This window comes from Luteimonas sp. MC1750 (genome assembly GCF_016615955.1).
Lineage (GTDB): Bacteria > Pseudomonadota > Gammaproteobacteria > Xanthomonadales > Xanthomonadaceae > Luteimonas.
Genome location: NZ_CP067113.1, coordinates 285,022 through 310,459, shown reverse-complemented (window position 1 = coordinate 310,459; position 25,438 = coordinate 285,022). Strand labels below are relative to the sequence as shown.

Annotated in this window: 24 protein-coding genes and 1 pseudogene; 15 read left to right on the top strand and 10 right to left on the bottom strand. The window is 71.9% G+C overall.

Going from position 1 to position 25,438, the window contains the following annotated elements; genetic code table 11:
- The first annotated feature begins 79 nt into the window (after window positions 1-79).
- Window positions 80-811 carry an arylesterase gene (locus JGR68_RS01520; protein WP_234446553.1) on the top strand — a complete coding sequence of 244 codons (732 nt, stop codon included), beginning with the start codon at window positions 80-82 and terminating at the stop codon, window positions 809-811.
- A gap of 8 nt (window positions 812-819) precedes the next feature.
- Here JGR68_RS01520 and JGR68_RS01515 read toward each other — a convergent pair whose 3' ends face one another.
- A complete protein-coding gene (locus JGR68_RS01515) occupies window positions 820-1,569 on the bottom strand; it encodes a M23 family metallopeptidase (RefSeq protein WP_199360077.1) in 750 nt (249 codons plus the stop codon).
- A 2-nt stretch (window positions 1,570-1,571) separates the two neighbouring features.
- Window positions 1,572-2,609, bottom strand: coding sequence for a L,D-transpeptidase (locus JGR68_RS01510; protein ID WP_234446552.1), 1,038 nt, complete (start codon window positions 2,607-2,609; stop codon window positions 1,572-1,574).
- Between the two features lie 192 nt (window positions 2,610-2,801).
- Between JGR68_RS01510 and JGR68_RS01505 the strand changes: the two genes are divergently transcribed.
- The 4 genes from JGR68_RS01505 (at window position 2,802) to JGR68_RS01490 (ending at window position 4,538) form a co-directional block, all read left to right on the top strand.
- A complete protein-coding gene (locus JGR68_RS01505) occupies window positions 2,802-3,392 on the top strand; it encodes a DUF3016 domain-containing protein (protein WP_234446551.1) in 591 nt (196 codons plus the stop codon).
- A 6-nt stretch (window positions 3,393-3,398) separates the two neighbouring features.
- Entirely contained in the window at window positions 3,399-3,683 is a 285-nt protein-coding gene (locus JGR68_RS01500; RefSeq protein WP_199360076.1) for a DUF4031 domain-containing protein, read from the top strand.
- Window positions 3,684-3,739: 56 nt separating this feature from the next.
- A complete protein-coding gene (gene msrB, locus JGR68_RS01495) occupies window positions 3,740-4,207 on the top strand; it encodes a peptide-methionine (R)-S-oxide reductase MsrB (protein WP_199360075.1) in 468 nt (155 codons plus the stop codon).
- An 88-nt stretch (window positions 4,208-4,295) separates the two neighbouring features.
- Window positions 4,296-4,538, top strand: coding sequence for a DUF3297 family protein (locus JGR68_RS01490; protein ID WP_199360074.1), 243 nt, complete (start codon window positions 4,296-4,298; stop codon window positions 4,536-4,538).
- Between the two features lie 54 nt (window positions 4,539-4,592).
- Here the strand turns inward: JGR68_RS01490 and JGR68_RS01485 are convergent, their stop codons facing one another.
- Window positions 4,593-5,036: a PepSY domain-containing protein gene (locus tag JGR68_RS01485; protein ID WP_199360073.1), complete on the bottom strand. Its 444-nt coding sequence runs from the start codon at window positions 5,034-5,036 to the stop codon at window positions 4,593-4,595.
- A 161-nt stretch (window positions 5,037-5,197) separates the two neighbouring features.
- Between JGR68_RS01485 and JGR68_RS01480 the strand changes: the two genes are divergently transcribed.
- The 3 genes from JGR68_RS01480 (at window position 5,198) to JGR68_RS01470 (ending at window position 8,205) form a co-directional block, all read left to right on the top strand.
- Window positions 5,198-5,551, top strand: a complete 354-nt coding sequence (locus JGR68_RS01480; RefSeq protein ID WP_234446550.1) for a BON domain-containing protein — start codon at window positions 5,198-5,200, stop codon at window positions 5,549-5,551.
- Window positions 5,552-5,769: 218 nt separating this feature from the next.
- On the top strand, window positions 5,770-6,546 hold the full coding sequence (locus JGR68_RS01475) for a hypothetical protein (protein WP_199360071.1): 777 nt from the start codon (window positions 5,770-5,772) through the stop codon (window positions 6,544-6,546).
- A gap of 135 nt (window positions 6,547-6,681) precedes the next feature.
- Window positions 6,682-8,205 carry an acetyl-CoA hydrolase/transferase family protein gene (locus JGR68_RS01470; protein ID WP_199360070.1) on the top strand — a complete coding sequence of 508 codons (1,524 nt, stop codon included), beginning with the start codon at window positions 6,682-6,684 and terminating at the stop codon, window positions 8,203-8,205.
- On the opposite strand, the gene JGR68_RS01465 is transcribed toward JGR68_RS01470, so the two are convergent.
- The 3 genes from JGR68_RS01465 to aceE all read right to left on the bottom strand — a co-directional run bounded on the left by JGR68_RS01465 (window position 8,202) and on the right by aceE (window position 12,792).
- Window positions 8,202-8,627: a hypothetical protein gene (locus JGR68_RS01465; RefSeq protein WP_199360069.1), complete on the bottom strand. Its 426-nt coding sequence runs from the start codon at window positions 8,625-8,627 to the stop codon at window positions 8,202-8,204. The genes JGR68_RS01470 and JGR68_RS01465 overlap by 4 nt on opposite strands.
- Window positions 8,628-8,717: 90 nt before the next feature.
- Entirely contained in the window at window positions 8,718-10,106 is a 1,389-nt protein-coding gene (locus JGR68_RS01460; protein WP_199360068.1) for a hypothetical protein, read from the bottom strand.
- Window positions 10,099-12,792, bottom strand: coding sequence for a pyruvate dehydrogenase (acetyl-transferring), homodimeric type (aceE, locus tag JGR68_RS01455; RefSeq protein ID WP_199360067.1), 2,694 nt, complete (start codon window positions 12,790-12,792; stop codon window positions 10,099-10,101). Before aceE ends, JGR68_RS01460 begins: the two co-directional genes overlap by 8 nt.
- Window positions 12,793-12,974: 182 nt before the next feature.
- On the opposite strand from aceE, the gene JGR68_RS01450 reads away from it, so the two are divergent.
- Genes JGR68_RS01450 through JGR68_RS01440 form a run of 3 tightly spaced genes read left to right on the top strand, consistent with a single transcriptional unit; the run spans window position 12,975 to window position 15,573 of the window.
- Window positions 12,975-14,774 (top strand): ATP-binding protein, encoded by a 1,800-nt coding sequence (locus JGR68_RS01450; RefSeq protein WP_199360066.1) that lies wholly within the window; start codon window positions 12,975-12,977, stop codon window positions 14,772-14,774.
- A complete protein-coding gene (locus JGR68_RS01445; RefSeq protein ID WP_199360065.1) occupies window positions 14,771-15,211 on the top strand; it encodes a response regulator in 441 nt (146 codons plus the stop codon). Before JGR68_RS01450 ends, JGR68_RS01445 begins: the two co-directional genes overlap by 4 nt.
- Window positions 15,212-15,213: 2 nt before the next feature.
- Window positions 15,214-15,573 carry a response regulator gene (locus tag JGR68_RS01440; RefSeq protein ID WP_199360064.1) on the top strand — a complete coding sequence of 120 codons (360 nt, stop codon included), beginning with the start codon at window positions 15,214-15,216 and terminating at the stop codon, window positions 15,571-15,573.
- Here JGR68_RS01440 and JGR68_RS01435 read toward each other — a convergent pair.
- The 3 genes and pseudogenes from JGR68_RS01435 to rsgA form a co-directional block, all read right to left on the bottom strand.
- The gene (locus tag JGR68_RS01435) at window positions 15,570-17,897 is read right to left on the bottom strand and encodes an NADP-dependent malic enzyme (protein WP_199360063.1); all 2,328 of its coding nucleotides are present in this window, start codon (window positions 17,895-17,897) and stop codon (window positions 15,570-15,572) included. The genes JGR68_RS01440 and JGR68_RS01435 overlap by 4 nt on opposite strands.
- Before the next feature lie 40 nt (window positions 17,898-17,937).
- Complete coding sequence (locus JGR68_RS01430) at window positions 17,938-19,215, bottom strand: flavohemoglobin expression-modulating QEGLA motif protein (RefSeq protein WP_199360062.1); 1,278 nt, start codon at window positions 19,213-19,215, stop codon at window positions 17,938-17,940.
- A 74-nt stretch (window positions 19,216-19,289) separates the two neighbouring features.
- A pseudogene (gene rsgA, locus JGR68_RS01425) lies at window positions 19,290-20,309 on the bottom strand (ribosome small subunit-dependent GTPase A); the annotation flags it as partial.
- 86 nt (window positions 20,310-20,395) lie between these two features.
- Here rsgA and JGR68_RS01420 point away from each other — a divergent pair.
- The 3 genes from JGR68_RS01420 to JGR68_RS01410 are packed head-to-tail and all read left to right on the top strand — an operon-like array spanning window position 20,396 to window position 22,954.
- Window positions 20,396-21,625 (top strand): aminotransferase class I/II-fold pyridoxal phosphate-dependent enzyme, encoded by a 1,230-nt coding sequence (locus JGR68_RS01420; protein WP_199360061.1) that lies wholly within the window; start codon window positions 20,396-20,398, stop codon window positions 21,623-21,625.
- A gap of 4 nt (window positions 21,626-21,629) precedes the next feature.
- Window positions 21,630-22,256: an SGNH/GDSL hydrolase family protein gene (locus JGR68_RS01415; protein ID WP_199360060.1), complete on the top strand. Its 627-nt coding sequence runs from the start codon at window positions 21,630-21,632 to the stop codon at window positions 22,254-22,256.
- Window positions 22,253-22,954, top strand: coding sequence for a methyltransferase domain-containing protein (locus JGR68_RS01410; RefSeq protein ID WP_199360059.1), 702 nt, complete (start codon window positions 22,253-22,255; stop codon window positions 22,952-22,954). The genes JGR68_RS01415 and JGR68_RS01410 overlap by 4 nt, the downstream gene beginning before the upstream one ends.
- A gap of 268 nt (window positions 22,955-23,222) precedes the next feature.
- Here the strand turns inward: JGR68_RS01410 and JGR68_RS01405 are convergent, their stop codons facing one another.
- A complete protein-coding gene (locus JGR68_RS01405) occupies window positions 23,223-24,002 on the bottom strand; it encodes a polysaccharide deacetylase family protein (protein ID WP_199360058.1) in 780 nt (259 codons plus the stop codon).
- Between the two features lie 180 nt (window positions 24,003-24,182).
- Here JGR68_RS01405 and grxD point away from each other — a divergent pair, with 180 nt between their 5' ends.
- Entirely contained in the window at window positions 24,183-25,109 is a 927-nt protein-coding gene (gene grxD / locus JGR68_RS01400) for a Grx4 family monothiol glutaredoxin (protein ID WP_199360057.1), read from the top strand.
- Window positions 25,110-25,438: the final 329 nt, after the last annotated feature.

Below are 25,438 nucleotides of genomic sequence, written 5' to 3'. Positions count from 1 at the left end.
TCCTTCATCGGGGCATGATGTCCGGCGCAGCGTCCGGCGGGGCCGGGCGCGATCGACGGACGGAACGAGGAGTCGCGGGATGAGGTCAGGATACCGGGCGCCACGGCGCTGGCTGCAGATGTCCCTGGGCGCGGCGCTGCTGGCGTCCACGGCGATCGCCCTGGCGCAGCCTGCGGCACGGGTCGAGCCGGCCGCGGCGGCCCAGCGCGCGGCCGCACCGCGCACGGCTGCCCCGCGCGCGGCCGCCCCAAGCACGGCCGCCCCAAGCACGGTACTCGTGCTGGGCGACTCGCTGTCGGCCGCCTACGGGCTGCGCGAGGACCAGGGCTGGGTGGCGATGCTCGGCGAACGCGTCACCGCCGGGCATCCCGGCTGGCAGGTGGTCAACGCCAGCATCAGCGGCGAGACCAGTGCCGGCGGCTCCGCGCGGGTGGTCGACGAAGTGCTGCGGCACCGTCCGGCGGTGGTGGTGATCGCGCTGGGTGCAAACGACGCCCTGCGCGGGCTGCCGCTGCCCGAGCTGCGGCGCAACCTGGCGCGGATGATCGGTGCCTCGCGGCACGTGGGCGCGCGCGTGCTGCTGGTCGGGATGCGCATGCCGCCCAACCTGGGCGCCGACTACACGCGCGGCTTCGAGCAGACCTATCGCGACCTCGCGGCCTTCTTCGACGTCGAGCTGCTGCCGTTCCTGCTGGAGCCCATCGCCGCCGACCGCGGCAACTTCATGGATGACAACCTGCATCCGACGGCCCGCGCGCAGCCGGCGATCGCCCGGCATGTCTGGCCGGCGCTGGAGCCGCTCCTGCGCTGAGCCGGCGCTCACCGCGTCCGGCCGGAGAGCAGCGGCCAGGGATCGATCGGCGTGCCCTCCCACCAGCGCTTCTCCGGCCCGAGCAGGAAGATCGCGAAGTGCAGGTGCGGCGCCGCCGGGTCGGCGTTGCCGGTGCTGCCGACGTAGCCGATGACCTCGCCCTGGCGCAGCGCCTGGCCTTCCGCCAGCCCCGGCGCATAGCGGTCCAGGTGCGCGTAGTAGTAGGCGTGGCGACCCGAGGGTTCGAACTGGTAGATAGTCAGCCCGCCGCGGTCGCTGTCGAACAGCTTCTCGACGTGGCCATCCGCCACCGCGAGCACCGGCGTGCCGGTGGGCGCCATGATGTCGAGCGCTTCGTGCACGCGGCCTTCGCCGCGGTCGTCGTCGAAGGTGGGCGTGAGCGACGCGGGCGCGATGCCCTGCACCGGCACGACCAGCCCCGACGGCAGCGGCACCGGCGCCACTGCGCGCGTGGCGCGCGTGGTGGCTGCCGGACGGGTCGCGTCCCGGCCGGTGGCGGAGACCTCGACGCCATCGGTGCCAGACGTCGAGGCGCTTGCACGCGGCGCATCCGTCCGCGCGGCGCGCGCGCCACGCGCCACGTTCCGCCCGTCGCCCGCGCCGTCCGCGGCGCGTGGCGACGCGACGTCCGCAGGCGCGACCCGCAGCGGTGGCTCCCGGTCGGCGCCCCGCGTTGCAAGGTAGTACCCCAGCGCGCCCACCAGCAGCCCCGCCAGCACCAGCCCGACGTAGCGCATGCCTACTCCTGCAGCAGCGCCGGCATGCCCGGCTTGACCGCATCCGCGAGCAGGCTGACGTGCCAGTTCGCCAGGCGGATGCAGCCGTGCGAGTCGGTCTTGCCGACATGGCCGGGCTCCGGCGTTCCGTGGATGCCGTAGTGCTCCTTGGACAGGTCGACCCAGGCGACGCCGACCGGATTGTTCGGGCCCGGCTGCAGCGTCGCCTTGGCGTGCGACGGATCGGCATCCCAGAACAGCTCCGGGTTGTAGTGGAAGGTGGGATCGCGCGCGACGCCCTTGATCGTCCACTCGCCGAGCGGCAGCGGATCATGCTCGCTGCCGGTGGACGCAGGGAACTGCGCCACGACGGTGTCGTCGGCGGCGACCAGCTGCACCACCGAGTCGGACTTGTCGACGACCACGCGCGCGATGGCCGGCAGCGCGGCGGCGGTGGCCAGGCCGGGCACCACGATCGTCGTGCCGGCCGCGGTCAGGTCCTTGCCCGGATTCAGGCGCTTCAGCAGCGCCGGGCTGGCGTGGAAGCGTTCGCCCAGCGCCTCGGCGACATCCTCGTAGCCGAGCGCATCGAGCTTGGCCCGTTCCATCATGCCCTCGGGCAGCGCGGCGTACGGGCCTGCGGCGTCGGCCGCGGTGATCGCGTATTGCACCAGAACCGGCGCCGCGTCGCCGTTCAGCACCTTCCACGTGGCCTCGTCGAGCTGGCCACTGGGCTCCAGCTGGCGGCTGCGCTGGAAGGCCGCGATGGCGCGCCGCGTGTTCGTGCCGCCCTGGCCATCGATTTCGCCGGGCGAGAAGCGCGCGCGCTCGAGCAGCACCTGCGCGCGCAGCATCGCGTCGCGCCCCTGCGTGGTGGCGGCATCGTTGGCAGGATGATCCGCGGCCTGCGCGGCGGGCGCGGACGTGGCGGCTTCGGCCGCAGCGGCTTCGGGCGCGGCGGCAGGCTTGGCCTTGGGGGGCGCCGGCTCCTGCGCATCGGCTGGCAGTGCGAAGACGAGCATCGCGGACAGCGCGATGGCGAGCGGTGCGGCTGGGCGCATGCGGGGCATTCCTTGTGGGCGGGATGGTCGCGATGCTGGGGAAGGCGCGGGCGATGCCGCGTGAAGGCAGCATCGGCTGCGTCACGGCCGCCATTCGCGCTGAACGCGCGGTCATGCACGCCCCGCGTTTCATTGCGACGGCGTCCGTGCCGGAGCAGACTCGGGGCAGACCCGGAACCCGGCACACCTGCCATGAAGCGACCGCAACGTCCGCAGTGCCTGCCTCGTCTGATTCCGGCCCTGGCGATCGCCTTGGCCGTCGTGACCGGACCGGCGCTCGCCGACCGGGTCACCGATCCCGACGTCGGCCTCAGCCTCGAGGACGGCGGCCCGGTCGCGGTGTCGTGGACGGCGCCCGCGGACTTCACCGAGATCCGCCACAGCCGCAACCGCTTCGAGGCCGTGCGCGGCGACTGGGTGCGCGACCTCGCCCGCCACGTCGCCGATCGCGCCGCGCGCGCGCTGCATCCCGGCGAGCGCCTGGAGGTGCGGATCACCGACATCGACCGTGCCGGCGACTACGAGCCCGGCCGGGGCGCCAGCGACCATGTCCGCGTGGTGCGCGACATCTACCCGCCGCGCATCGACCTGGCCTATACGCTGCGCGATGCCTCCGGCCAGGTGGTCGCCTCGGGCGAGCGCAGCCTGCGCGACCTCGGCTTCCTGCAGCGGCAGCCGGGCACGGTGGGCAGCAGCGACCCGCTGCGCCACGAAAAGCAGCTCGTTGATCGCTGGGTGCGCACCGATCTCGCCCGTGCCGACCCCGTCCGCGGTGACCGCTGAGCGCGGATGGCGGTCTACGTCGACGATGCGGTCACCTTGTGGCGCGGACGCCGCTGGGCGCACCTGATGGCCGACAGCCTCGATGAGCTGCACGCCTTCGCCGCTGCACTCGGCCTGCCGCGCCACGTCTTCCAGGACCGGACCAGCGGTGCGCACTACGACGTCACCGCCGAGCTGCGCGCGCGCGCGATCGAGCTCGGGGCAGTGGCGATCTCGCGCCATCGCGACCGCGGGCAGATGCGCGCGGTGATCGCCAACGCACGCCGCCAGGGCCGGCGCGAGTCGCCCTGACGCGCGCGTACGGCCGGCCGGCGATAATCAGGCGCAGATCCGCGCAGGAGACCGGCATGACCCGCTTCGACCTCAGCCCGCCCGACGACGCACAGCGCCGCCGCCTCACCGACGCGCTCGACGACGATGCGCGGCGCGTGCTGCTGGCCCACGGCACCGAGGCCCCGTTCTGCGGCGCATTCCTCGACAACCGGCGCGAGGGCACCTACACCTGCGGGTTCTGCGGCCTGCCGCTGTTCCGTTCCAGCGCCAAGTTCGAGTCCGGCACCGGCTGGCCGAGCTTCTTCGCGCCGCTCGACCCGGCCCACGTCCGCTACGTGCGCGACCTCAGCCACGGCATGGTGCGCATCGAGGAGACCTGCGCGCGCTGCGGGAGCCACCTCGGCCACGTCTTCCCCGATGGCCCGCCGCCCACCGGCGAGCGGCACTGCCTCAATTCCGTCTCGCTCGGCTTCGTCGCCGACGGCGAACCCCTGCCCGACCTGCTGGGCCGCGGCGCGCCCGAGGGCGAAGCGCTGGACTGAGCTGCAGGACGCGCCACGCCGCAGTATCCTCGTGCGCCGCGAGCGCAGCCGCCCCGCACCCGCGAACGACAGACGGAATCCGACAGACATGACGCAGACCCCGCCCGACCGCCTCAGCAATGATCCCCGCAGCCCGCACTACGACGAGACGACCCTCGGCCGCGGGATCGGCATCCGGTTCAACGGCGAGGAGCGCACCAACGTCGAGGAATACAGCGTCAGCGAGGGATGGATCCGGGTGGCGGTGGGCCGCGCGCTCGACCGCCGCGGCAATCCGATGACGATGAAGATCAACGGTCGCGTCGAGCCCTATTTCCGCGACGCGGAATGAAGACGGGGCGCCCTGGGGCGCCCCGCATGTCCTCGACTTCGACGACCGTGCGCGTCAGTCGCGGTCCTTGCCGACGACCTCGCCGGTCTCCGGATCCAGCGTGAGCTTCAGGTCGCGTCCATTGGCGTCCTCGGCGTCGGCGGTCCACACGCCGTCATCGAACTTCACGTCGTCCACCTTCGAATAGCCGGCAGCCGAGAGCTTGGCGCGCACGTCGGCCTCGCCGAGCGTGGACACCGCATCCTCCGGATACACCTTGCCGGTCGCCGGGTCGACGCGCAGCTCGACGCGCTGGCCGTCGGCGCTGCGCGCATCGGCCTTCCACACGCCGTCCTCGAACTCGACGTCGTTGACGCGGGTATAGCCCTGCGACTCGAGCGAGGCGCGGATCTGCGGTGCGGTCATCGCATCCGCGGCGGCGTCCTGCGCCGCGGCGGTACCGGCCGACAGCGCGAGCGTCACCGCGATCGCGAGGGCCTGGAACGTGGCGTGCTTCATGGAATGTCTCCTGCGGGGGGAAGCGCGAGTATTCGAACCGCGGCGCGAACCGGGCATGAAATCCGCCGCCTGCGTTCATGCACGGGCCAGCGTGCGCTCACGTCGCGTCCATGCCGGCGCGGCAAGAATCGCCGCTCCCCCGATGCATGCGGAGCAATACGATGAGCAATCGCATTCAGCAAGGCGGCTTCATGGCCGCAGCCCTGTCCCTGCTGCTGGCGGGTGGCAACGCCGTGGCCAACGACGATCCGAAGCACAAGGACGGACACGACGCCGCCGACTCGGAACAGCCGGTCGGCGACACCTGGATCACCACCAAGGTCAAGGCGAGCCTGCTCGCGGACGAGGACGTGGCCGGCCTGGAGATCGACGTCAAGACGGTGAACGGCGTGGTGACGCTGCGCGGCGACGTGGCCAGCAAGGCGCAGGTCGAAGAAGCCAGGCGCATCGCCTCTGGCATCGAGGGCGTCGTCGAGGTGGATGCAAGCGGACTGGGTACCGACGCGGGCGAGTAAGCCTTTGCCCGTTGCACGCGCGCGCACCGCGCGTGGTGCAGTGCACCCACCACACACAGGGCACCGGCATCGCCGGTGCCTTTTTCGTTCCGGCACGCGTCAACGTCAAGGCTGCGTCAGTGCTTTGTTATGCACGCGTACGCACCACTTGCACGCCGCGCAAACCTCACCGCGGCAATAGTGGCTCCTCCCCACGAACACCACCCAGGAGCTCACGCATGAACGATCGTCGAGACACGAACCCCGATGCCAACCGCGACCCGATCACCGGCGCGCCCGGCGCGCATCCCGTCGGCGTGGCCGCGGGTGGCACGGCCGGCGCCATTGCCGGCGCGGCGGTCGGCAGCCTCTTCGGACCCATCGGCACCCTCGTCGGCGGCGGCATCGGCGCGGTGAGCGGCGCCGCGGGTGGCAAGGCCATCGCCGAGCGCGTCGATCCCACCGCCGAAGTCGAGTACTGGCGCGAAGGCGCGGTGTCGCGCGACTACTACCAGGCCGATCGCGATTTCGACCGCGACTACGCCCCGGCCTATCGCATGGGTACCGAATACCGCAACGAGGCCGGCGACCGCGACTGGAACGAGGCGGAGTCGCAGCTCAAGCAGCGCTGGGATGAGTCGCGCGCGGAATCGAGCCTCGACTGGGACTCGGCGCGTCCGGCCGTGCAGGACGCCTATGACCGCACCCATCGCACCTATGGCGCCTACCAGGACACCGACAGCCACTTCGAGCAGAACTACAACAAGGCCGACTACTACAGCAGCGAGCACGGCTTCGACGACTACCGTCCGGCCTACCGCTACGGCACGCAGGCGCGGACCTCGCGCCCGAATGCCGCGTGGTCGCAGGAGACCGAGTCCGAGCTCGAGCGCGGCTGGGATCGTGCCCGCGGCGAGTCGAAGCTGGGTTGGCAGCAGGCCAAGGGTGCCGTCAAGGACGCGTGGCACCGCGTCGAGACGAAGCTTCCGGGCGACGCGGACGGCGACGGTCGCTGATTCCCGCCACATGTGACTCCGGAGGGGCCCCGATCGGGGCCCCTCTTCATTGCGCAACGATGCGTCCCCCTGTGGCACGGGGACCGGTGACGCCGCGGCGTAAAATGGACGCCCATCGCCACGTGGAGTCCTGTCGTGCCCGAGCGCATCCGCCCTCCCCTGTTCCGTGACCGCATCACCTCGGCCGAGGAGGCGGCCGCGGCGATCGGGCCGGGCATGACGGTGGCGATGAGCGGCTTCACCGGCGCCGGCTATCCCAAGGCGGTGCCGCAGGCGCTGGCCGCGCGGGTCGAGCGCGCCAACGCCGCTGGAGAGCGTTTCCGCATCAAGGTGCTGACCGGCGCGTCCACCGCGCCCGAGCTCGACGGCGCGCTGGCGAAGGTCGAGGGCATGGAGCTGCGCCTGCCCTACCAGTCGGATCCCGCGGTGCGCGAGCGCATCAACGCCGGCACCCTGGACTACATCGACATCCACCTCAGCCACGTCGCCCAGCACGCGTGGTTCGGATTCTTCGGCGCGATCGACGTCGCGGTGGTGGAAGTCGCCGGAATCCGCGAGGACGGCAGCCTCATCCCGTCGTCCTCGGTGGGCAACAACAAGACCTGGCTGGACCAGGCCGACAAGGTGATCCTCGAGGTCAACGCGTGGCAGCCGACCGCTCTCGACGGCATGCACGACGTCTACTACGGCACGGCGCTTCCGCCCGACCGCCGTCCGATCCTGATCGAACGCCCCGACGACCGCATCGGCGAACCCAGCCTGCGCGTGGACCCGGACAAGGTGATCGCGGTGGTCGAGACCCATGCCCCGGACCGCAACTCGCCGTTCAATCCGCCCGACGCGGCCTCGCGGCAGATCGCCGGCCACCTGCTCGACTTCTTCTCGCACGAAATCGCGCGCGGACGCCTGACCCGATCCCTGCTGCCGCTGCAGTCGGGCGTAGGCAACATCGCCAACGCCGTGCTCGGCGGGCTGGCCGACGGCGGCTACCAGGGCCTGACCGCGTACACCGAGGTGATCCAGGACGGGATGCTGGCGCTGCTGAAGAACGGCACGCTGCGCATGGCCTCGGCGACCTCGTTCTCGCTGAGCCCGGCGGGCATCGAGGAGTTCAACGCCCACGTCGACTTCTACCGCGAGCGCATCCTGCTGCGCCCGCAGGAGATCTCCAACCATCCCGAGGTGATCCGGCGCCTGGGCTGCATCGCGATGAACGGCATGATCGAGGCCGACATCTACGGCAACGTCAATTCGACCCACATCGCCGGCAGCCGGATCATGAACGGCATCGGCGGGTCGGGTGACTTCGCGCGCAACGGTTACCTGTCGGTGTTCATGTCGCCGAGCACCGCCAAGGGCGGCCAGGTCTCGGGCATCGTGCCGATGGTCAGCCACGTCGACCACACCGAGCACGACACGATGGTGCTGGTGACCGAGCAGGGCCTGGCCGACCTGCGCGGGCTGTCTCCGCGCCAGCGCGCGAAGCGGGTCATCGACACCTGCGCGCATCCCGACTTCCGGCCGATGCTGCAGGACTATTTCGACCGTGCCTGTCGCGACGGCCACGGCCTGCACACGCCCCACCTGCTCGGCGAGGCGCTGTCCTGGCACCAGCGCATGGTCGAGACCGGCAGCATGCGGACCGGTCCGCAGGGCTAGTCGCCCGCGGCCCGGGCCCGGTCGTCCGGGCGCTCCCCGTAACGCAGCCACAGCCTGGCGGCACGTTCGTCGACGAACACCCGGGCTTCGAAGCCATGCTGCCGCGCGGACAGCTCGCAGTGCTCCACGGCGTCGAGGCCGTTGGGTTTGACGTGGGCGATGCGCACGGCTTCCAGGCCCGTGCCGACCAGCCTGTCGACCAGGGCCCGCCAGTCCTCCGCGCCCAGGGCCGGGCCGCGCAGCTCGTCGACCAGCAGCAGGTAGTCCGGCCGGTCGCGGGCCGCCTCGGCCACGATCGCGCTCCAGTACGCACGGGTGGCGTCCACCGACGCGACGCCGCGGACGACCACGCGCAGCATCCGCGCTTCGCGTGACACGGCGACCGACGGACCGTCGGTCCCGGGGCTGGATTCCTGCTGCATACCCTCTCCCACGTCGAAACTGCTCCGCTGCGGCCCCTGGACGGCCTGGCGGCCGCGAGTCTGGCATGGCGCCCGGCGTGCCGGACTGCGCTAGATCAGGACGTTCTGCGCCGAGACGAAAGCGGCCAGGGCCCAGGCCGCGCCCGATGCGGCGGCGGCGAAGGCGAGGCGCGCGGCCACCACGGCGCGCGCCTGGTGGCGGAGGTCGAGGACGGCCCCGAGCGCGAGCGGCAGCAGCAGCGCGAGCATCGGCAGGCTGAAGCGCAGCTCCACCACGCTGGCCAGGGTCACGGCCGCCCACGCGGTGAACGCGAGCGCCGGCAGCAGCCGGGGGCCGATCGAGGGGAGGACGTCGTCGACGTGGTTTCGCGCCTGCCCCGCTCCGCGGCGCGCGTACAGCCAGGCCCCCTGCAGGCCGAACACCAGCAGCAGCAGTGGCCACGGACGGTAGAGCCACGACCAGGCCGGCTCGCGGTTCCAGACGTAGGCCTGGAGGAAGTCGAAGTCGAAGGCCCCGGCCAGCTTGGCGGCGAGCGTGGCCGCCCCGCGTGCGGGATGCCGCAGGTACCAGCCGGCGCCATCCCCCTCCCGCCAGGTGTCGCCCGGGATCGGATTGGCGTAGAACATGCGCGCCTCGGAACCCGGCCGGGGCGCGGTCGCGTACTTCAGGTTGGCGATGCCCCAGCCCAGCTGGGTCCGGCCCAGGTCGGCCACCGGCAGGGGCGTGGCGCGGTCGAACAGCACGGCGTTGATCGCCACCTGCGGCGCGAGCGCCAGCCACGGCAGCACCAGCGCGAGCACCAGCGCGGCGGGCCGGAAGCGACCTGCAACCGGGGCCAGCGCCAGGACCACGCCGATCACCGGCAGCCAGACGTAGGCCGGACGCAGCGCACAGGCCAGGCCTGCAAGCACGGCGGCGGCCGCGAACCAGGCCATGCCGCCGCCACCCGTCCGCTGCCGGCGGTACCAGCAGGCGACGCAGGCCAGCCAGGCCTGGAAGGCGGCCAGGCTGCTGGCATCGGTCAGCGCCACCGGCAGGTAGGCCGCGGCGTAGGGATTGCAGGCCAGCGCCGCGAAGGTGGCCCAGGCCGCGCGCGGCCGCCCCGGAAACACCGCGCGCGCCAGCAGCGCCGCGGTCGCGACGTGCAGGGCGAACTGGACGGCGAACAGCACGTCCCGCGGCAGCGCGCCGATCCACTGCGCGATGCCGGTGACCGCGGCCAGCAGGGTCGGATACGCATAGGTGCGCAGCCCGGCGACCGGATGGGGCGCGAACCAGCCGTGGGCGGCGTAGTCCCCGGCCATGGTCCAGTACTGCTGTGCATCGCAGCACAGCCGCTGCGCGCTGGCGTCGAGGTGGAACCACGCGGCCACCAGCAGCGCCACGGCCGCGATGGCGGACCAGGCCAGCGCGGCGGGCCACGCCGGTTCGCGCGCCGAAGGCGCGGACACGGCCGACCCGCCGGGGGCCTCAGGCATGCAGCGGATTCGGCCTGTCGGTATCGATGCGGTAGAGCTTCAGCGCGCGCGCCGAGTCCTTCGCGGTCATCCGGCCGTCCCGGGCCAGCGCGTCGATCGCCGCGTGGGCGATGTGGAAGCGGTCGACCTCGAAGTGCCGGCGCAGGTTGGCGCGGGTGTCCGAGCGGCCGAAGCCATCGGTGCCCAGCACGGTGTAGGTCATCGGCACGAAGGCGCGGATCTGGTCGCCGAAGGCGCGCACGTAGTCGGTGGCGGCGATCGCCGGGCCCTGGCGGCCTTCCAGCAGCCCGGTGACATAGGCCTTGCGCGGCGCCTTGGCTTCCGGGTTGTGGCGGTTCCAGCGCTCGACGTCGTAGCCGTCGCGGCGCAGCTCGGTGAAGCTCGGGCAGGACCAGATGTCGGCGGTGACGCCGAAGTCCTTGTCCAGCAGCTCGGCGGCCGCGATGGCCTCGCGCAGGATCGTGCCCGAGCCCATCAGCTGCACGCGCAGCTCGCCCTTCTTCGGCTTGCCGGCGTCCTTCAGCAGGTACATGCCGCGGATCACGCCCTCGGCCGCGCCCTCGGGCAGCGCCGGGTGGGCGTAGTTCTCGTTCATCAGCGTCAGGTACCAGTACTCGTCCTGCTGCTCGTCGAGCATGCGGCGCATGCCCTCCTGCAGGATCACCGCCACTTCGCCGGCGAAGGTCGGGTCGTACGCGCGGCAGTTCGGGATCGCCCCGGCCAGCAGGTGGCTGTGGCCGTCCTCGTGCTGCAGGCCCTCGCCGTTGAGGGTGGTGCGCCCGGCGGTGGCGCCGAGCAGGAAGCCGCGCGCGCGCATGTCGGCGGCCTGCCAGGCGGCGTCGCCCACGCGCTGGAAGCCGAACATCGAGTAGTAGATGTAGAACGGAAGCATCGGCAGGTCGTTGGTGCTGTAGCTGGTGGCGGCGGCCATCCAGCTCGCGAACGCGCCGGCCTCGGAAATGCCTTCCTGCAGCACCTGGCCGGCCTCGTCCTCGCGGTAGTACATCAGCTGGTCGCGGTCGACCGGCTTGTACTTCTGCCCGTGCGGCGCGTAGATGCCGATCTGGCGGAACAGGCCCTCCATGCCGAAGGTGCGCGCCTCGTCGCAGACGATCGGCACCACGCGCGGGCCGACCTGCTTGTCGCGGAGCGTGATGCCCAGCGACTGCACGAAGGCCATGGTGGTGCTGATCTCGCGCTCGCCGGTGTCCTTCAGCAGGCGCTCGTACACCTCGAGCTTCGGCGCGGCGAGCGTCTCGGTGCTCTTGCGGCGCCGCTGCGGCAGGAAGCCGCCAAGCGCGGCGCGGCGCTCCTTCATGTACTCGACTTCCTCGGACTTCTCGCCCGGGTGGTAGAACGGCACCGCGCCGTCCTTGAGCTGGTCGTCCTCGAGCGGGATCTTGAAGCGGTCGCGGAACGCGCGCACCGCGTCGTCGTCGAGCTTCTTGGTCTGGTGGGTCGGGTTGAGCGCCTCGCCGGCCGAACCCATGCCATAGCCCTTGACCGTCTTGGCCAGGATCACGGTCGGCTGGCCCTTGGTCTCGGTCGCGTTGCGGTAGGCCGCATAGACCTTGTGCGGGTCGTGGCCGCCGCGGTTGAGGCGCCAGATGTCGTCGTCGGAGAGGCTGGCCACCATCGCCGCCGTCTCCGGGTACTTGCCGAAGAAGTTGTCGCGCGTGTACTTGCCGCCGAAGGCCTTGCAGTTCTGGTACTCGCCGTCGACGGTTTCCATCATCAGCTTGCGCAGCAGGCCCTCCTTGTCGCGGGCCAGCAGCGGATCCCAGTAGCTGCCCCAGATCGTCTTGACCACGTTCCAGCCGGCGCCGCGGAAGTTGCCCTCCAGCTCCTGGATGATCTTGCCGTTGCCGCGCACCGGGCCGTCCAGGCGCTGCAGGTTGCAGTTGATGACGAAGACCAGGTTGTCCAGGCCCTCGCGCCCGGCGATCGAGATCGCGCCCAGGCTCTCCGGCTCGTCGGTCTCGCCGTCGCCGAGGAAGCACCAGACCTTGCGGTCGGACTTCGGGATCAGGCCGCGGGCCTCGAGGTACTTCCAGTTGCGCGCCTGGTAGATGGCGGCGATCGGGCCCAGGCCCATCGACACCGTCGGCGTCTGCCAGTAGTCCGGCATCAGCCAGGGATGCGGGTAGGACGGGATACCGCGGCCGTCGACCTCCATGCGCAGGTGGTCGATCTGCGACTCGGTCAGGCGGCCCTCGAGGAAGGAGCGCGCGTAGATGCCCGGCGAGGAATGCCCCTGGATGTAGAGCAGGTCGCCGGGATGGCCTTCGGACGGCGCGCGCCAGAAGTGGTTGAAGCCGACGTCATACAGGGTGGCAGAGCTGGCGAAGCTGGCGATATGCCCGCCCAGGTCGCCGGGCTTGCGGTTGGCGCGCACCACCATCGCCATCGCGTTCCAGCGGATGATCGAGCGGATGCGCCATTCCAGCGTCTGGTCGCCGGGGATCTTCGGCTCCAGGTGCGGCGGGATGGTGTTGATGTATTCGGTGGTGGGCGCGAACGGCAGGTGGGCGCCGGCGCGGCGGGTCAGTTCGACCATCCCCTCGAGCAGCTGGTGGGCACGCTCCGCACCGTCGGCGTCGATGACCGCCTTCAGGGACTCCATCCATTCCCGCGCTTCGATGGGGTCCGGATCGTTGTCGAGGACGTCGTTCAGCCAGCTGTTCATGCTCTGCTCCGCAACGGCGCGCCGGCCGTGTCAGTCGGGATTCGTGGGACCCCCGATTCTACCAGCCCGCCCGGATGGGCCGGCGGGGCGGCGTTGCCCCGGGGGGCGGGTTCCCGCATGATCCCGCGGCCGGGCATCGCAGCGCGACCGGCGGTCTCGCCACAGGGGATTCTTCCGAACACATGCTTTCCGCTTCTTTCCAGCTGAACCCGCGCTGGCGGATCCCCCTGCTGTTCGTCTCGATCCTGCTGATCGTGGTCATTCCGTTCCTGCTGATGCGGACTGCCGAGGAGCGGATCCGCGAGGCGGACGAGTCGGTCGCGCACACGCTGGAGGTCGAGGCCACGGTGCAGTTGATCAACGCCTCCGTGCGCAACATCGAGGCCGCCACGCTGGAACGCGCGCTGGGCGCGCGCGCGGCGGTCCTCGAGGAACGGCTGGACTACAGCAGCACCATCGTGAACCCGTCGCTGGACCGGCTGGAGGAGCTCACCCGCGACTCGGCCCACCAGCAGGTGCGCGTGGGCACGCTGCGCCAGAGCATCGCGCAGCGCATCGACCAGGTCGGCCGGCTGGTCGACAGCAGCGGCGGGATCGACGGCGAGGAGCTGCAGCGGCTGGCCGAGCACTTCCCGGTGCAGGAGCCGATCGCGGCGATGGTCCGCGCAGAACGTGAATTCCTCGCCGAGCGCCAGGCCCTGGCCGCGCGCGCGCGAACGCAGGCGGACTGGCTCTCCTACGGCACCCTGGCCGCGCAGATCCTGCTGCTGGTCGGGCTGGCCACGCTGGCCATCCGCGACTCCGACCGCCGCGGCCGCGCCGAAGCCGAATCCCAGCGCGCCAACCGGCGTTCGGCGGCGGTGCTGGATACGGTGCGCGAGCCGATCGTGCTGGTCGATGCCGGGCTCGACATCGTGATGCACAACGCCGCGTTCGCCGAGCTGTTCGGCATCGACGACGACGCCCGCGGCCGCAACCTGGCCGAGGCCGGCGAAGGAGCCTGGAACGACGGCGAGACCCTGCGCCGCCTGCGCGACGTCTGCAGCCGGGGCCGCGAACTGTGGGACTTCGAGCTGCAGCAGAAGACCGTCGACGGCGTGGACCGCACCATGCTGGTGAACGCGCGGCTGATGGAGCTGCCCGACAGCGAGGAGACCGTCGCCCTGGTGACCGCCAGCGACATCAGCCTGCAGAAGGCCAGCGAGGAGCACATCCGCGACCTCAACCGCCAGCTCGAGGGCAAGGTGGAACAGGTCTCCGACGTCAACCGCGAGCTCGAGGCCTTCAGCTATTCGGTCTCGCACGACCTCCGCGCGCCGCTGCGGCACATCGCCGGCTTCGCCGACAAGCTGCGCCGGCACCTGGGCGGCGGCATCGACGACAAGGGCACCCACTACCTCGACGTCATCGGCGGCTCGGCCAAACGCATGTCCGAGCTGATCGACGACCTGCTGGTGTACTCGCGCCTGGGCCGCAGCGCGCTGCGCCTGCAGGCGGTCGACATGCAGTCGCTGGTCGAGGAGACCCGCGCCATGCTCGATTCCAACGTCTCCGCCGAGGCGCCCGGCCACCACGTGCAGTGGAAGATCGGCGCGATGCCGGTGCTGGTGGCCGACGAGAACATGCTGCGCCAGCTCTGGGGCAACCTGCTGGGCAACGCGGTCAAGTACAGCATGCAGAGCGAGCCCGCCACGGTCACGGTCGAGCACGCGCGCGACGCCGAAGGCGACCACGTCTTCACCGTGCGCGACAACGGCGCCGGCTTCGACATGGCCTACGCGGGCAAGCTGTTCGGCGTGTTCCAGCGCCTGCACTCGCCCAGCGAGTTCAGCGGCACCGGGATCGGGCTGGCCAGCGCAAAGCGCGTCGTGACCCGGCACAATGGCCGCATCTGGGCCGAAGCCGAGCCCGGCAAGGGCGCCACCTTCCACTTCACCCTCCCAGCCAACCTCGACCTGAGCAAACGGACCCCGACCGCATGAGCGCCATCCGCACCATCCTGCTGGCCGAAGACAGCCCCCACGACGCCGAGATGGCGATCGATGCGCTGCGCGACGCGCACCTCGCCAATCCCATCGTCCACGTGCATGACGGGGTCGAGGCGCTGGACTACCTGTTCCGCCGCGGCCGCTTCGCCGACCGCCCCGAGGGCGATCCGGCGGTCCTGCTGCTCGACATCAAGATGCCGCGCATGGACGGCCTGGAAGTCCTCAACCAGCTGCGCGAGCACGAGACCCTCAAGCGCCTGCCGGTGGTGATCCTGTCGTCCTCGCGCGAGGAGAACGACCTGGCCCGCAGCTGGGACCTGGGCGTGAATGCCTACGTGGTCAAGCCGGTCGACGTCGACCAGTTCTTCGAGGCCGTGCGCACGCTGGGCAAGTTCTGGGCCGTACTGAACGAAAGCCCCACCGAGGGTTGAGCGTGTCGATCCGCGTGCTCATCGTCGACGATTCCCGCGACGACGCCGAGCTCACGGAGTTCGCGCTGCGCGAGGGCGGACTGGCTGTCGACTGCCGGCGCATGCACCAGGCCGAGGGCCTGGAGGCCGCGCTGGACGGCTTCCTGCCGCACCTCGTGCTGTGCGACCTCAACCTGCCCGGCTGGTCGGGGCACGAGGCGCTGGCGGCCGTGCGCCGCCGCGTGCCCACCGCGCGCTATGTCTTCCTGACTGGCGCGCTGAAGGGCGACGAGGACCTCTCGGCCGCCGACGCCGTGGTGCTGAAGGACGACCTGGCGCGCCTGCTCGAGCTGGCGCGCCCGCTCGCGTCCGCGCGCGCCTAGGACGCCGCCTCGGCGGACGCCTCGCCGCGGCGCGCGGCGCGGATCTGCGCCTCCACCGCGGTGATCGCGGTCATGTTCACCACCCGGCGCGGCGTGCTGGCCGCGGTCAGGATGTGCGCCGGATGGTCCAGGCCCATCAGGATCGGCCCCAGCGCCACGCCGTCGGTCATCACCCGCACCAGGTTGTAGGCGATGTTCGCGGCGTCCAGGTTGGGCAGCACGAACAGGTTGGCGCGCCCGGTCAGGGTGGTGCCCGGCAGCATGCGCTCGCGCAGCAGCGCGTCCCAGGCCACGTCGGCCTGCATCTCGCCGTCCATGTTCATCCGCGGCGCGCGCCTGGCGAGGATCTCGCGGACCTTGCGCATCTTCGCCGCGCTCGGGTTGTCGTGGCTGCCGAAGTTGGAATGCGACAGCAGCGCCACCCGTGGCTCGATGCCGAACAGCTTCAGGCGGTAGGCACCCTGCAGCGTGGCTTCGGCGATCTGCTCGGCGGTGGGCTCGACCTGGACGTGCGTGTCGAGGAAGAACCAGACCCCGCGGTCGTTGATCACGCCGGTCATCGCCGAGGTGCCGGTGATGCCGCGCTCCAGCCCGAACACGCTGCGCAGGTAGCCGAGCTTCTTGTGGAAGCGGCCGACCAGGCCGGCGATCATGCCGTCGGCCTCGCCGCGCTTGACCATCATCGCGGCGATCAGGGTCGCGCGCGAGCGCATCAGGTTCTTCGACGCGTCCGGGGTCACGCCGCGCCGCTCGGTCATCGCGTGGTACTGGCGCCAGTAGTCGCCGAAGCGCGGGTCGTCGTTGATGTTGGTGAGTTCGAAGTCGCGGCCTTCCTCCAGCCGCAGGCCCAGGCGCTCGATGCGCTGGGCGATGACGTCCGGGCGGCCGATCAGGATCGGACGCGCCAGCTGCTCGTCGGCCACCGACTGCACCGCGCGCAGCACGGTCTCCTCCTCGCCCTCGGCGTAGACGATGCGCTTGATGTCGGCGCGCGCGCGCTCGTACACCGGCTTCATCACCAGGCCGGTGCGGTGGATGAACTGCGCCAGCTTCTCGCGGTAGGCGTCGACGTCGATGGGCCGGCGCGCCACGCCCGAGTCGAGCGCGGCCTGGGCCACGGCCGGCGCCACGATCATCAGCAGGCGCGGGTCGAACGGCCTCGGGATGAAGTAGTCCGGGCCGAAGGACAGCACGTCGCCGCCGTAGGCCGCGCCGAGGTCGGACGACTCGCGCTTGGCCAGGTCGGCGATCGCGTGCACGCAGGCGAGCTTCATCTGCTCGTTGATCTCGGTGGCGCCGACATCCAGCGCGCCGCGGAAGATGTAGGGGAAGCAGACGACGTTGTTGACCTGGTTCGGATAGTCCGAGCGGCCGGTGGCGATGATGCAGTCCGGGCGCGCGGCGCGGGCCTCGGCGGGCTGGATCTCCGGCGTGGGATTGGCCAGGGCCAGGATCACCGGTCGCTCGGCCATCGTCCTGACCATCTCCGCCGTCAACACGCCGCCGGCGGACAGGCCCAGGAACACGTCGGCGCCGGCGACGATTTCGGCCAGCACGCGCGCCCGGGTGTCGCGGGCGTAGCGCGCGCGGTCCGGGTCCAGGCCCTCGCGGCCGGCGTGCAGCACGCCGTCGCGGTCGACCGCCAGGATGTTCTCGGGCTTCGCGCCCAGCGCCACCAGCATGTCCAGGCAGGCGATGCCGGCCGCGCCGGCGCCGGAATGCGCGATCCGCACCTCGTCGATGCGCTTGCCCGCGACCTCCAGTGCATTGAGCACCGCCGCGCCCACGGTGATCGCGGTGCCGTGCTGGTCGTCGTGGAACACCGGGATCTTCAGCCGTTCGCGCAGCTTGCGCTCGACGATGAAGCACTCCGGCGCCTTGATGTCCTCGAGGTTGATGCCGCCGAAGGTCGGCTCCAGCGAGGCGATGATGTCGACCAGCCTGTCGGGGTCGCGCTCGTCGATCTCGATGTCGAAGACGTCGATGCCGGCGAACTTCTGGAACAGCACGCCCTTGCCTTCCATCACCGGCTTGCCGGCCAGCGGGCCGATGTCGCCCAGGCCCAGCACCGCGGTGCCGTTGGAGATCACCGCCACCAGGTTGCCGCGTGCGGTCAGCGTGCTGGCCTGGTCGGGGTCGGCGACGATGGCCTCGCAGGCGTAGGCGACGCCCGGCGAGTAGGCCAGGGCCAGTTCGCGCTGGGTCACCAGGGCCTTGGTCGGCGTGACCCGGATCTTGCCGTGGGGAACCGACCGGTGGTACTCCAGCGCCGCCTGCTTGAACTCTTCGGTGGACGACGGGCTGGCGGACGGCTGATCGGACATGGTCAGGACTGCGGTTCGGGCTGGCGTTCCATTCTAGTCGCTATCCGTCCGGCGGCCCGGCCGGTGCCGCGCGGCCGTCGGCACCGATGCTGTCGAGGCGGATCCGGTTGGCGAACAGCGAGAACGCGAGCAGCCCCGCCAGGCCACCGGCCTGCGCCACCCAGCGCGGCAGCCAGCGCGGCGGCGCCACCGCGCCGCTGTCGAACAGCGGCTGCAGGCGCCCGGAATCGGCCAGGGTCATCTTCCCGGCGAACAGCTGGCGGCAGCGCTGCAGCCGGTCCTCGCGCAGCGCCCAGCGGAAGAAGGTGTGCACCTCGACCATCCCGCGCAGGTAGACCGCGTCCTTGGTGAAGGCGTGGCCGCCGGTGACCGGCACGCCGCGGAACACGCGCTGCGCGGACGCGAACGACTCCTCGTCCGACTGCCCCGCCGCGATGAAGTAGTCGAACACCTGCAGGAAGTCGGCGCCGGCCAGCGCCATCGAGGTCGCCTCGGTGCGCAGGCTGATGCGCTTCATGCGGCCGATGTCGAGGCTGCCGGTGATCTGTTCGGCGAAGGTCGCCAGGCCTTCCTGGGTGGCGGTGGTGCGCGGCGACGACATCGCCAGGCTGGCGAACAGCGGCTGCCCGCGGCCGTTGAGCGCGGTCAGCGAATGCACCAGCGCCTCGTGGTGGAACAGCTGGGCGCGGTCGTAGCCGGAGAACACCGCGCCGTCGCGCAGGCGGATCCGGTAGGCGCCGGCCGCGGCCTTGGCGATCAGCCCGGCATCCAGCTCGACCGCGACCACCCGGCCGCCGAAGAACGCGTCCAGGTCGCCCTGCAGCTGCAGCTGGAGCGCACGCGCCGAGACCGGCACCTGCTCGGCCGGCGCGAGCAGCTCGTGGTCGAGTTCGTCGGCGATGTCGATGAAATGGCGCGCGGCCTCGCGCGTGGTCGGGCCGTGGCCGGGCAGCGGCTGGTCGGGGCTGCCGTACAGCGCCACCGCATGCGCGCCGGCGGCGGGGCTGCCGAGCGACTCCAGCAGCTGCGCGGCGATCTCCCAGGATCCGGCCGATTCGCGCAGGTAGGCGCCGGCGGGATGGGCGGGATCGGCTTCGGCCGCCACCGTCGCCAGCTCGCGCCGCGCCTGGCTGAAGTCGTGCTTCGGATAGTCCGGCGCGGGCAGCCGGCGGCGGCCCATCGCCAGGTCACCGAGGAAACGCTGCTGCGCCCCGGCCTGCCAGCTCGCCAGCGTCAGCACGCGGATGCCACGCGCCGCGTCCACCATCCGCGCGTCGAGCGCGGCGTGGCGCAGGGTCTCGGCGTCGATGCCGTGCATGCGGCGGCTCAGCGCCGGCCGGGGCGGCCGCCGTTGCGCGGCGCGGGGCGGCGGCCGCCGGGCGGCTTCTTCGCCGCCTGTCGCGCCGCCAGCACGCCCGCGGCGCCGGCGACCTCGTCGCGCAGCTTGGCGTAGTTGGCATAGCGCGCCGGATCCAGGCGGCCCTCGTCGAGCGCGGCGCGCACCGCGCAGCCGGGTTCGCCCTCGTGCCGGCAGTCGCTGAAGCGGCACTGCGCGGTCAGCGCCTCGACGTCGGCGAAACCGCCTTCGGACAGGTCCTCTTCGCCGGTGGGCTTCAGCTCGCGCATGCCCGGCGTGTCGATCAGGCAGGCGCCGGACGGCAGCGGGATCAGCGCGCGATGCGTGGTGGTGTGGCGGCCGCGGGAATCGCGTTCGCGCACCTCGCCGGTCTTCATGCGCTCGACGCCCAGGAGCGCATTGGTCAGCGTGGACTTGCCGGCGCCGGAGCTGCCGACCAGCACCGCGGTCCGCCCGGGGCCGAGCCAGGGGGTCAGCGCCGCGGCGCCGTCCGGATCGCGCGCGTTGACCGCCAGCACCGGGACCTCGTCGCCCAGGCGCGCGGCCAGCGCGGCGCGCGCGCCATCGGCATCGGTACCGGCCTGGTCGGCCTTGGTCAGCACCACCACCGGGCCCACGCCGCCGCCCTGCACCAGCAGCAGGTAGCGTTCGATGCGCTTGGGATTGAAGTCGGCGTCCAGGCCGCAGACCACGAAGACGGTGTCGACGTTGGCCGCGATCAGCTGCTGGCCGTAGTGCTCGCCCGCGATCGCGCGCTTGATCACGCCGTGGCGCTCGAGCAGGGCGACGATACGGCCGTCCTCCACCAGCACCCAGTCGCCGACGGCGGCGCGCTCGGCCGGCGGGCATTTCGGCCGCTGCCACTGCGGCAGCGATTCGACCGACACCGCCTCGCCCGGGCCCTGCGCCACCAGGTAGCCGGTGCGGTGTTGTTCGACCACGCGCGCCGGACGCGCGGCGGGATGCGCCGCCATCGCGTCGGCCCACGCGCCCTCGGGCGGCGGACCGGCGTGGGGCCAGCCGATCGCCCTCAGGGCGGCGGGCGCGGCGTTCAAACGGGGGCGTGCGAGGCGGTCATCCGCGGGGATTCTAGCCGGGAATTCCGCTAGTCTTGACCGCCCCACCCTGCTGAATTGCGCGCATGCCCACGCCCCACGTCGCCACCCGGGAACGCCTGTCCGAGGTGCGCTACGAGATCCGCGGCGAACTGGCCCGGCGCGCGCGCGAACTCGAGGCCCAGGGCCACGCGCTGATCAAGCTCAACATCGGCAACCCGGGCGCCTTCGGCTTCCGCGCCCCGGAGCACATGCAGCGCGCGATCGCCGACCACATCCACGACACCGATCCCTATGCGCACCAGCAGGGCCTGCCGGCCGCGCGCGAGGCGATCGCCGCGCACCACGCCGCGCGCGGCACGCCAGGCGCCGCGGCCGACAACGTCTTCATCGGCAACGGCGTCAGCGAGCTGATCGACATCAGCCTGCGCGCCCTGCTCGATCCCGGCGACGAGGTGCTGCTGCCCTCGCCGGACTATCCGCTGTGGTCGGCGGCGACCATCCTCAACGACGGCCGGCCGGTGTACTACCGCTGCCGCGCCGAAGACGGCTTCCTGCCCGATCCGGACGAGATCGAGGCACTGGTCTCGCCGCGCACGCGCGCGATCGTCCTGATCAACCCCAACAACCCGACCGGCGCGAACTATCCGCGCGCGCTGCTGGAGCGCATCGTCGCCATCGCCGCGCGCCACGGCCTGCTGCTGATGACCGACGAGATCTACGACGGCATCACCTATGACGGCGCGCGCTTCCAGCCGCTGGCGCCGATCGCCGGCGAGGTGCCCTGCCTGTCCTTCGGTGGCCTGAGCAAGGTGCACCGCGCCTGCGGCTGGCGCATCGGCTGGGCGGTGCTGTCGGGTGACGCGGCGGCGACCGCCGACTACCGCCACGCGATCGACCTGCTGGGCGCGCTGCGCCTGTGCGCCAACGTGCCCGGCCAGTTCGCGGTGCCGGCCGCGCTGTCGGGGCTGGACACCATCGGCCCGCTGGTCGCGCCCGGCGGCCGCCTGCACGAGGCCCGGCGCGTCGTGGCCGAGGCCTGCGCCGCCAGTCCGCACCTGGAGCTGCGCGTGCCCGACGGCGCCCTGTACGCCTTCCCCGGCGTGGTCGGCGATGCCGCCCGCGGGTTCGACGACCACGGCTTCGCGCTCGAGCTGATGGAGACCGGGCACGTGCTGGTGGTGCCGGGTTCGAGCTTCAACGTGTCCTGCCGCAACCACTTCCGGGTCACCCTGCTGCCCGAGCCGGAACAGCTGCGCGAGGTGTTCCGGCGCATCGACCGGGTACTGGATCGGCGTGCGCTGGCGGCCGCCTGATCCGATGTCCCTGCGCTACCTCGCCCTCGGCGACTCCTACACCATCGGCGAAGGCGTCGCGGCCGAAGGCCGGTGGCCGCACCAGCTCGCCGCCGCCCTGCGCCGCGAAGGCATCGATCTCGAAGACCCGCAGACCATCGCCGCGACCGGCTGGACCACCGACGAGCTCGACGCCGCCATCGACGCGTCCGCTCCACGGGGACCGTTCGACTTCACCAGCCTGCTGGTCGGCGTCAACAACCAGTACCGCGGGCGCGGCGTCGACGACTACGCGGCGCAGTTCGCGGCGCTCGTCGGGCGCGCGATCGCATTCGCCGGCGACCGCCCCGGGCGCGTGCTGGTGCTGTCGATCCCCGACTGGGGCGTGACCCCGTTCGCGGCCGCCTCGGGCCGCGACGTGGCCGCGATCGCGCGCGAGCTCGACGCGTACAACGACGCCGCGGGGCGGATCTGCGCCGCCCGCGCGGTGGCCTTCGTCGACATCTGCGCGACCAGCCGCGAACGCGGCGCCGAACCCGGGATGCTGGCCGACGACGGCCTGCACCCTTCCGCCACCCTGTACGCGGAATGGACGCGCCTGGCCCTGCCGGTCGCGCGCCGCCTGCTGCAGCCGCCAAGGACGACGCCATGAACAGCCGTGCCGCCGACGCTCCGTTTCCTCCCGCCGAAGCACGCACGATCGCGCGCGCCTTCCTGCCGCCGCGCTTCTACGGCAACCGCTACGACTACTACTACACGCTGACGAAGCTGCGCACCGACCCGCTGTATCCGGGCGTGCTCGCGGCCCTGCGCGGCACCACCGCGCCGGTGCTCGACCTCGGCTGCGGCCTCGGCCTGCTGCTGCACGCGCTGCGCCTGGACGGCCAGTCGATGCCCTGGCATGGCGTGGACATCGACGCCGACAAGATCCACCGCGGCCGCAGGATCGCCGAGCGCAGCGGGCTCGCCGACGGCGCGCGCTTCGAGGTCGTCGACCTCGGCCAGGGCTGGCCGCCCCACCGCGGCAGCGTCGCCATCCTCGACGTCCTGCAGTACCTCGACGCACAGGCGCAGGGCGCGCTGCTCGACGATGCCGCGGCGATGCTCGCGCCGGGCGCCAGGCTGGTGATCCGCAGCGGCCTGGGCGACGCCACCGGCCGCGGCCGCACCACCCGCATCACCGACCGCCTGGCCCACCTCGCCGGCTGGATGCAGGAAATCCCCAAGCGCTACCCCACCCGCACCGAACTCGAGACCCGCCTGACCGCCGCCGGCCTGTCGGTCGACTTCCAGCCGCTGTACGGCAACACGCCGTTCAACAACTGGCTGATCGTCGCGCAGCGGGGATGACGCGCTGACGGGACGCTTGCCTGTGGGAGCAGCTACAGCTGCGATCGCACCGACATGACGCGTCGAACCTGGGCCGTACGATGGCGGTCGGGTCCGGGAAGTCCTGCCTGCAGCGTGGCATTCCGCTTCGGCCGTGGCGACTGATCGCAACTGTAGCTGCTCCTACAGAAGAGCGTCGACGGCAGAGCATCCCCGCGATTCGACTGAAGCCGTTGCTTTATCCGCGCAAATCCGCGCCATCCGCGTCATCCGTGGCAAAGCTTTGCCTTCAACCTTCCGGAACCACCGCCCGGTACCCGGCGCGGTCCAGTTCGCCGAGCACGGCGGCGATGATCTCGACGCTGCGACCGTGCGGCGCGGCTTCGTGGAGGAGCACGATGGCGCCCGGGGCGAGGTCGCGGGCGATGGCGGCGGTGATGCGCGCGGGGTCGGATTCGACCGCGTCGTAGCCGCGGGCGCTCCAGGCGAGGCGCGACAGGCCGGCTTCGCGCAGCGGGGCGTGGACGAAGGGATTGGCGTGGCCGACCACGGCGCGGAACCAGCGCGGGGGCGTGCCGGTGAGCGCGGCCAGGGCGCGCTGGCAGTCGAGGATCTCGCGGCGCATCGCGCGGGGGCCCAGGGCCCAGAAGCGCGCCTGGGGATGGGTCTGGCTGTGGTTGCCGATCCCATGGCCGCGGGTGGCGATTGCATGTACCAGGTCCGGGCGCGCCTGCGCGCGCTCGCCGACCAGGAAGAAGGTGGCCCTGGCGCCGTGGCGATCGAGCAGGTCGAGGATCGCCGGGGTCTCGGCGGACGGCCCGTCGTCGATGGTCAGCCAGACCTCGCGCTGGGCGGTCGGGAAGCGGCAGCGCACCGGCCCGAACAGCCGCGAGCCCGGGCGCAGCGTGCCCCAGACAAAGGCCAGGTGCAGCGCCATGAGCAGGCCCAGGCCCCACTGCCAGCCGAGCCGCCACCAGGCCAGCGCCACGGCGAGGTGCAGCACCAGGGCGCAAACAGCCCAGGCGTGCGGGTGGCGGGGGACGGCGTGCAGGGCAGCGGGCTCGGACATTCCGGAATGGTGGCACGGACGCTTGCGCTGGCGGCCAGGACTGCGACGACACGATCACGGCGATGGCCGCTCCCACAGGTTCGGCGCCCGGCAGCACGGCCTGTCGATGACGCGGGTCAAGGCCCCGGCACGGCGCCCGGAGTACCCTAGGCGGCCCACAGATGACCCGCGGTGCCCGCCATGTCCCTTGCCCCCGAACTCCGCCAGCGCATCGAAACGCTGCTGCAGGCCAACCGCATCGTGCTGTTCATGAAGGGCGAGCCGCAGTCCCCGCAGTGCGGCTTCTCGGCCAAGGCGGTCGCGGCGCTGTCGGCGCTGGAGGTGCCGTACGCGCACGTCAACGTGCTGGCCGACGGCGAGATCCGCGAGGGCATCAAGGCCTATGGCAGCTGGCCCACCATCCCGCAGCTCTACATCGAGGGCGAGCTGGTCGGCGGCAGCGACATCATCGAGCAGATGTCCAGCTCCGGCGAGCTGCACGCCGCGCTCGGCCTCGCGCCGCCCGATCGCACGCCGCCGGTGATCACCATCACCCAGGCCGCGCAGCCGACCCTGCGCAAGGCGATCGAGGATGCCGGCGGCGACCTCGCCGTGCAGATCGACATCGACCCCAACTACCGCACCCGCCTGGCCCTGGCCACGCGCGATCCGAACGCCCTGACCGTCGAGTGCGACGGCATCCCGGTGCAGGTGGCGGTCGCCGCCGCGCGCCGCGCCGATGGCGTGGTGATCGATTTCGCCGACGACGCCCGCGGCCGCGGCCTGGTGGTCGAGAACCCGAACGCGCCGCCGACGGTGCGCGCGATGTCGCCGACCGACGCGCAGTCGCGCGGTGCCGCCGGCAGCGTGCGCCTGGTCGACGTGCGCCCGCCGGAAGAGCGCGCGCTGGCCGAAGCCCCGGTGCCGCACTCGACCTTCGACGACGGCCCGGCCGCGCTCGAAGCGCTGCCCAAGGACACCCCGCTGGCCTTCCTCTGCCACCACGGCGGCCGCAGCCAGCAGGCAGCGGAGCACTTCCGCCAGCTCGGCTTCCGCGAGGTCTACAGCATCGAGGGCGGCATCGACGCCTGGGCGGAGCAGGCGAACGGGACGATTCCGAGGTATTGAGTTCTTGCTTCGGGCGGGGCGGACGAAAGCTTCTGCCACGGATGGACGCGGATCAGAGCGGATTCACACGGATCCCCTCTGTAGGAGCAGCTACAGCTGCGATCCCGCCGTGGCCGGAGCGCCCAGCCCGCTTCGCGGGGACGCTATCCGCGTGATCCGCGTGATCCGCGTGATCCGCGTGATCCGCCTCATCCGTGGCCAAAGGTTTTTCCCGCCCGTCCCACGCCGCGCGCGATCGCAGCTGTAGCTGCTCCTACAGAACAGAAGAGCGGATGCCCCGCTGTCGTCGCTTTGGCTCTATCCGTGCAAATCCGCTCTGATCCGCGTCC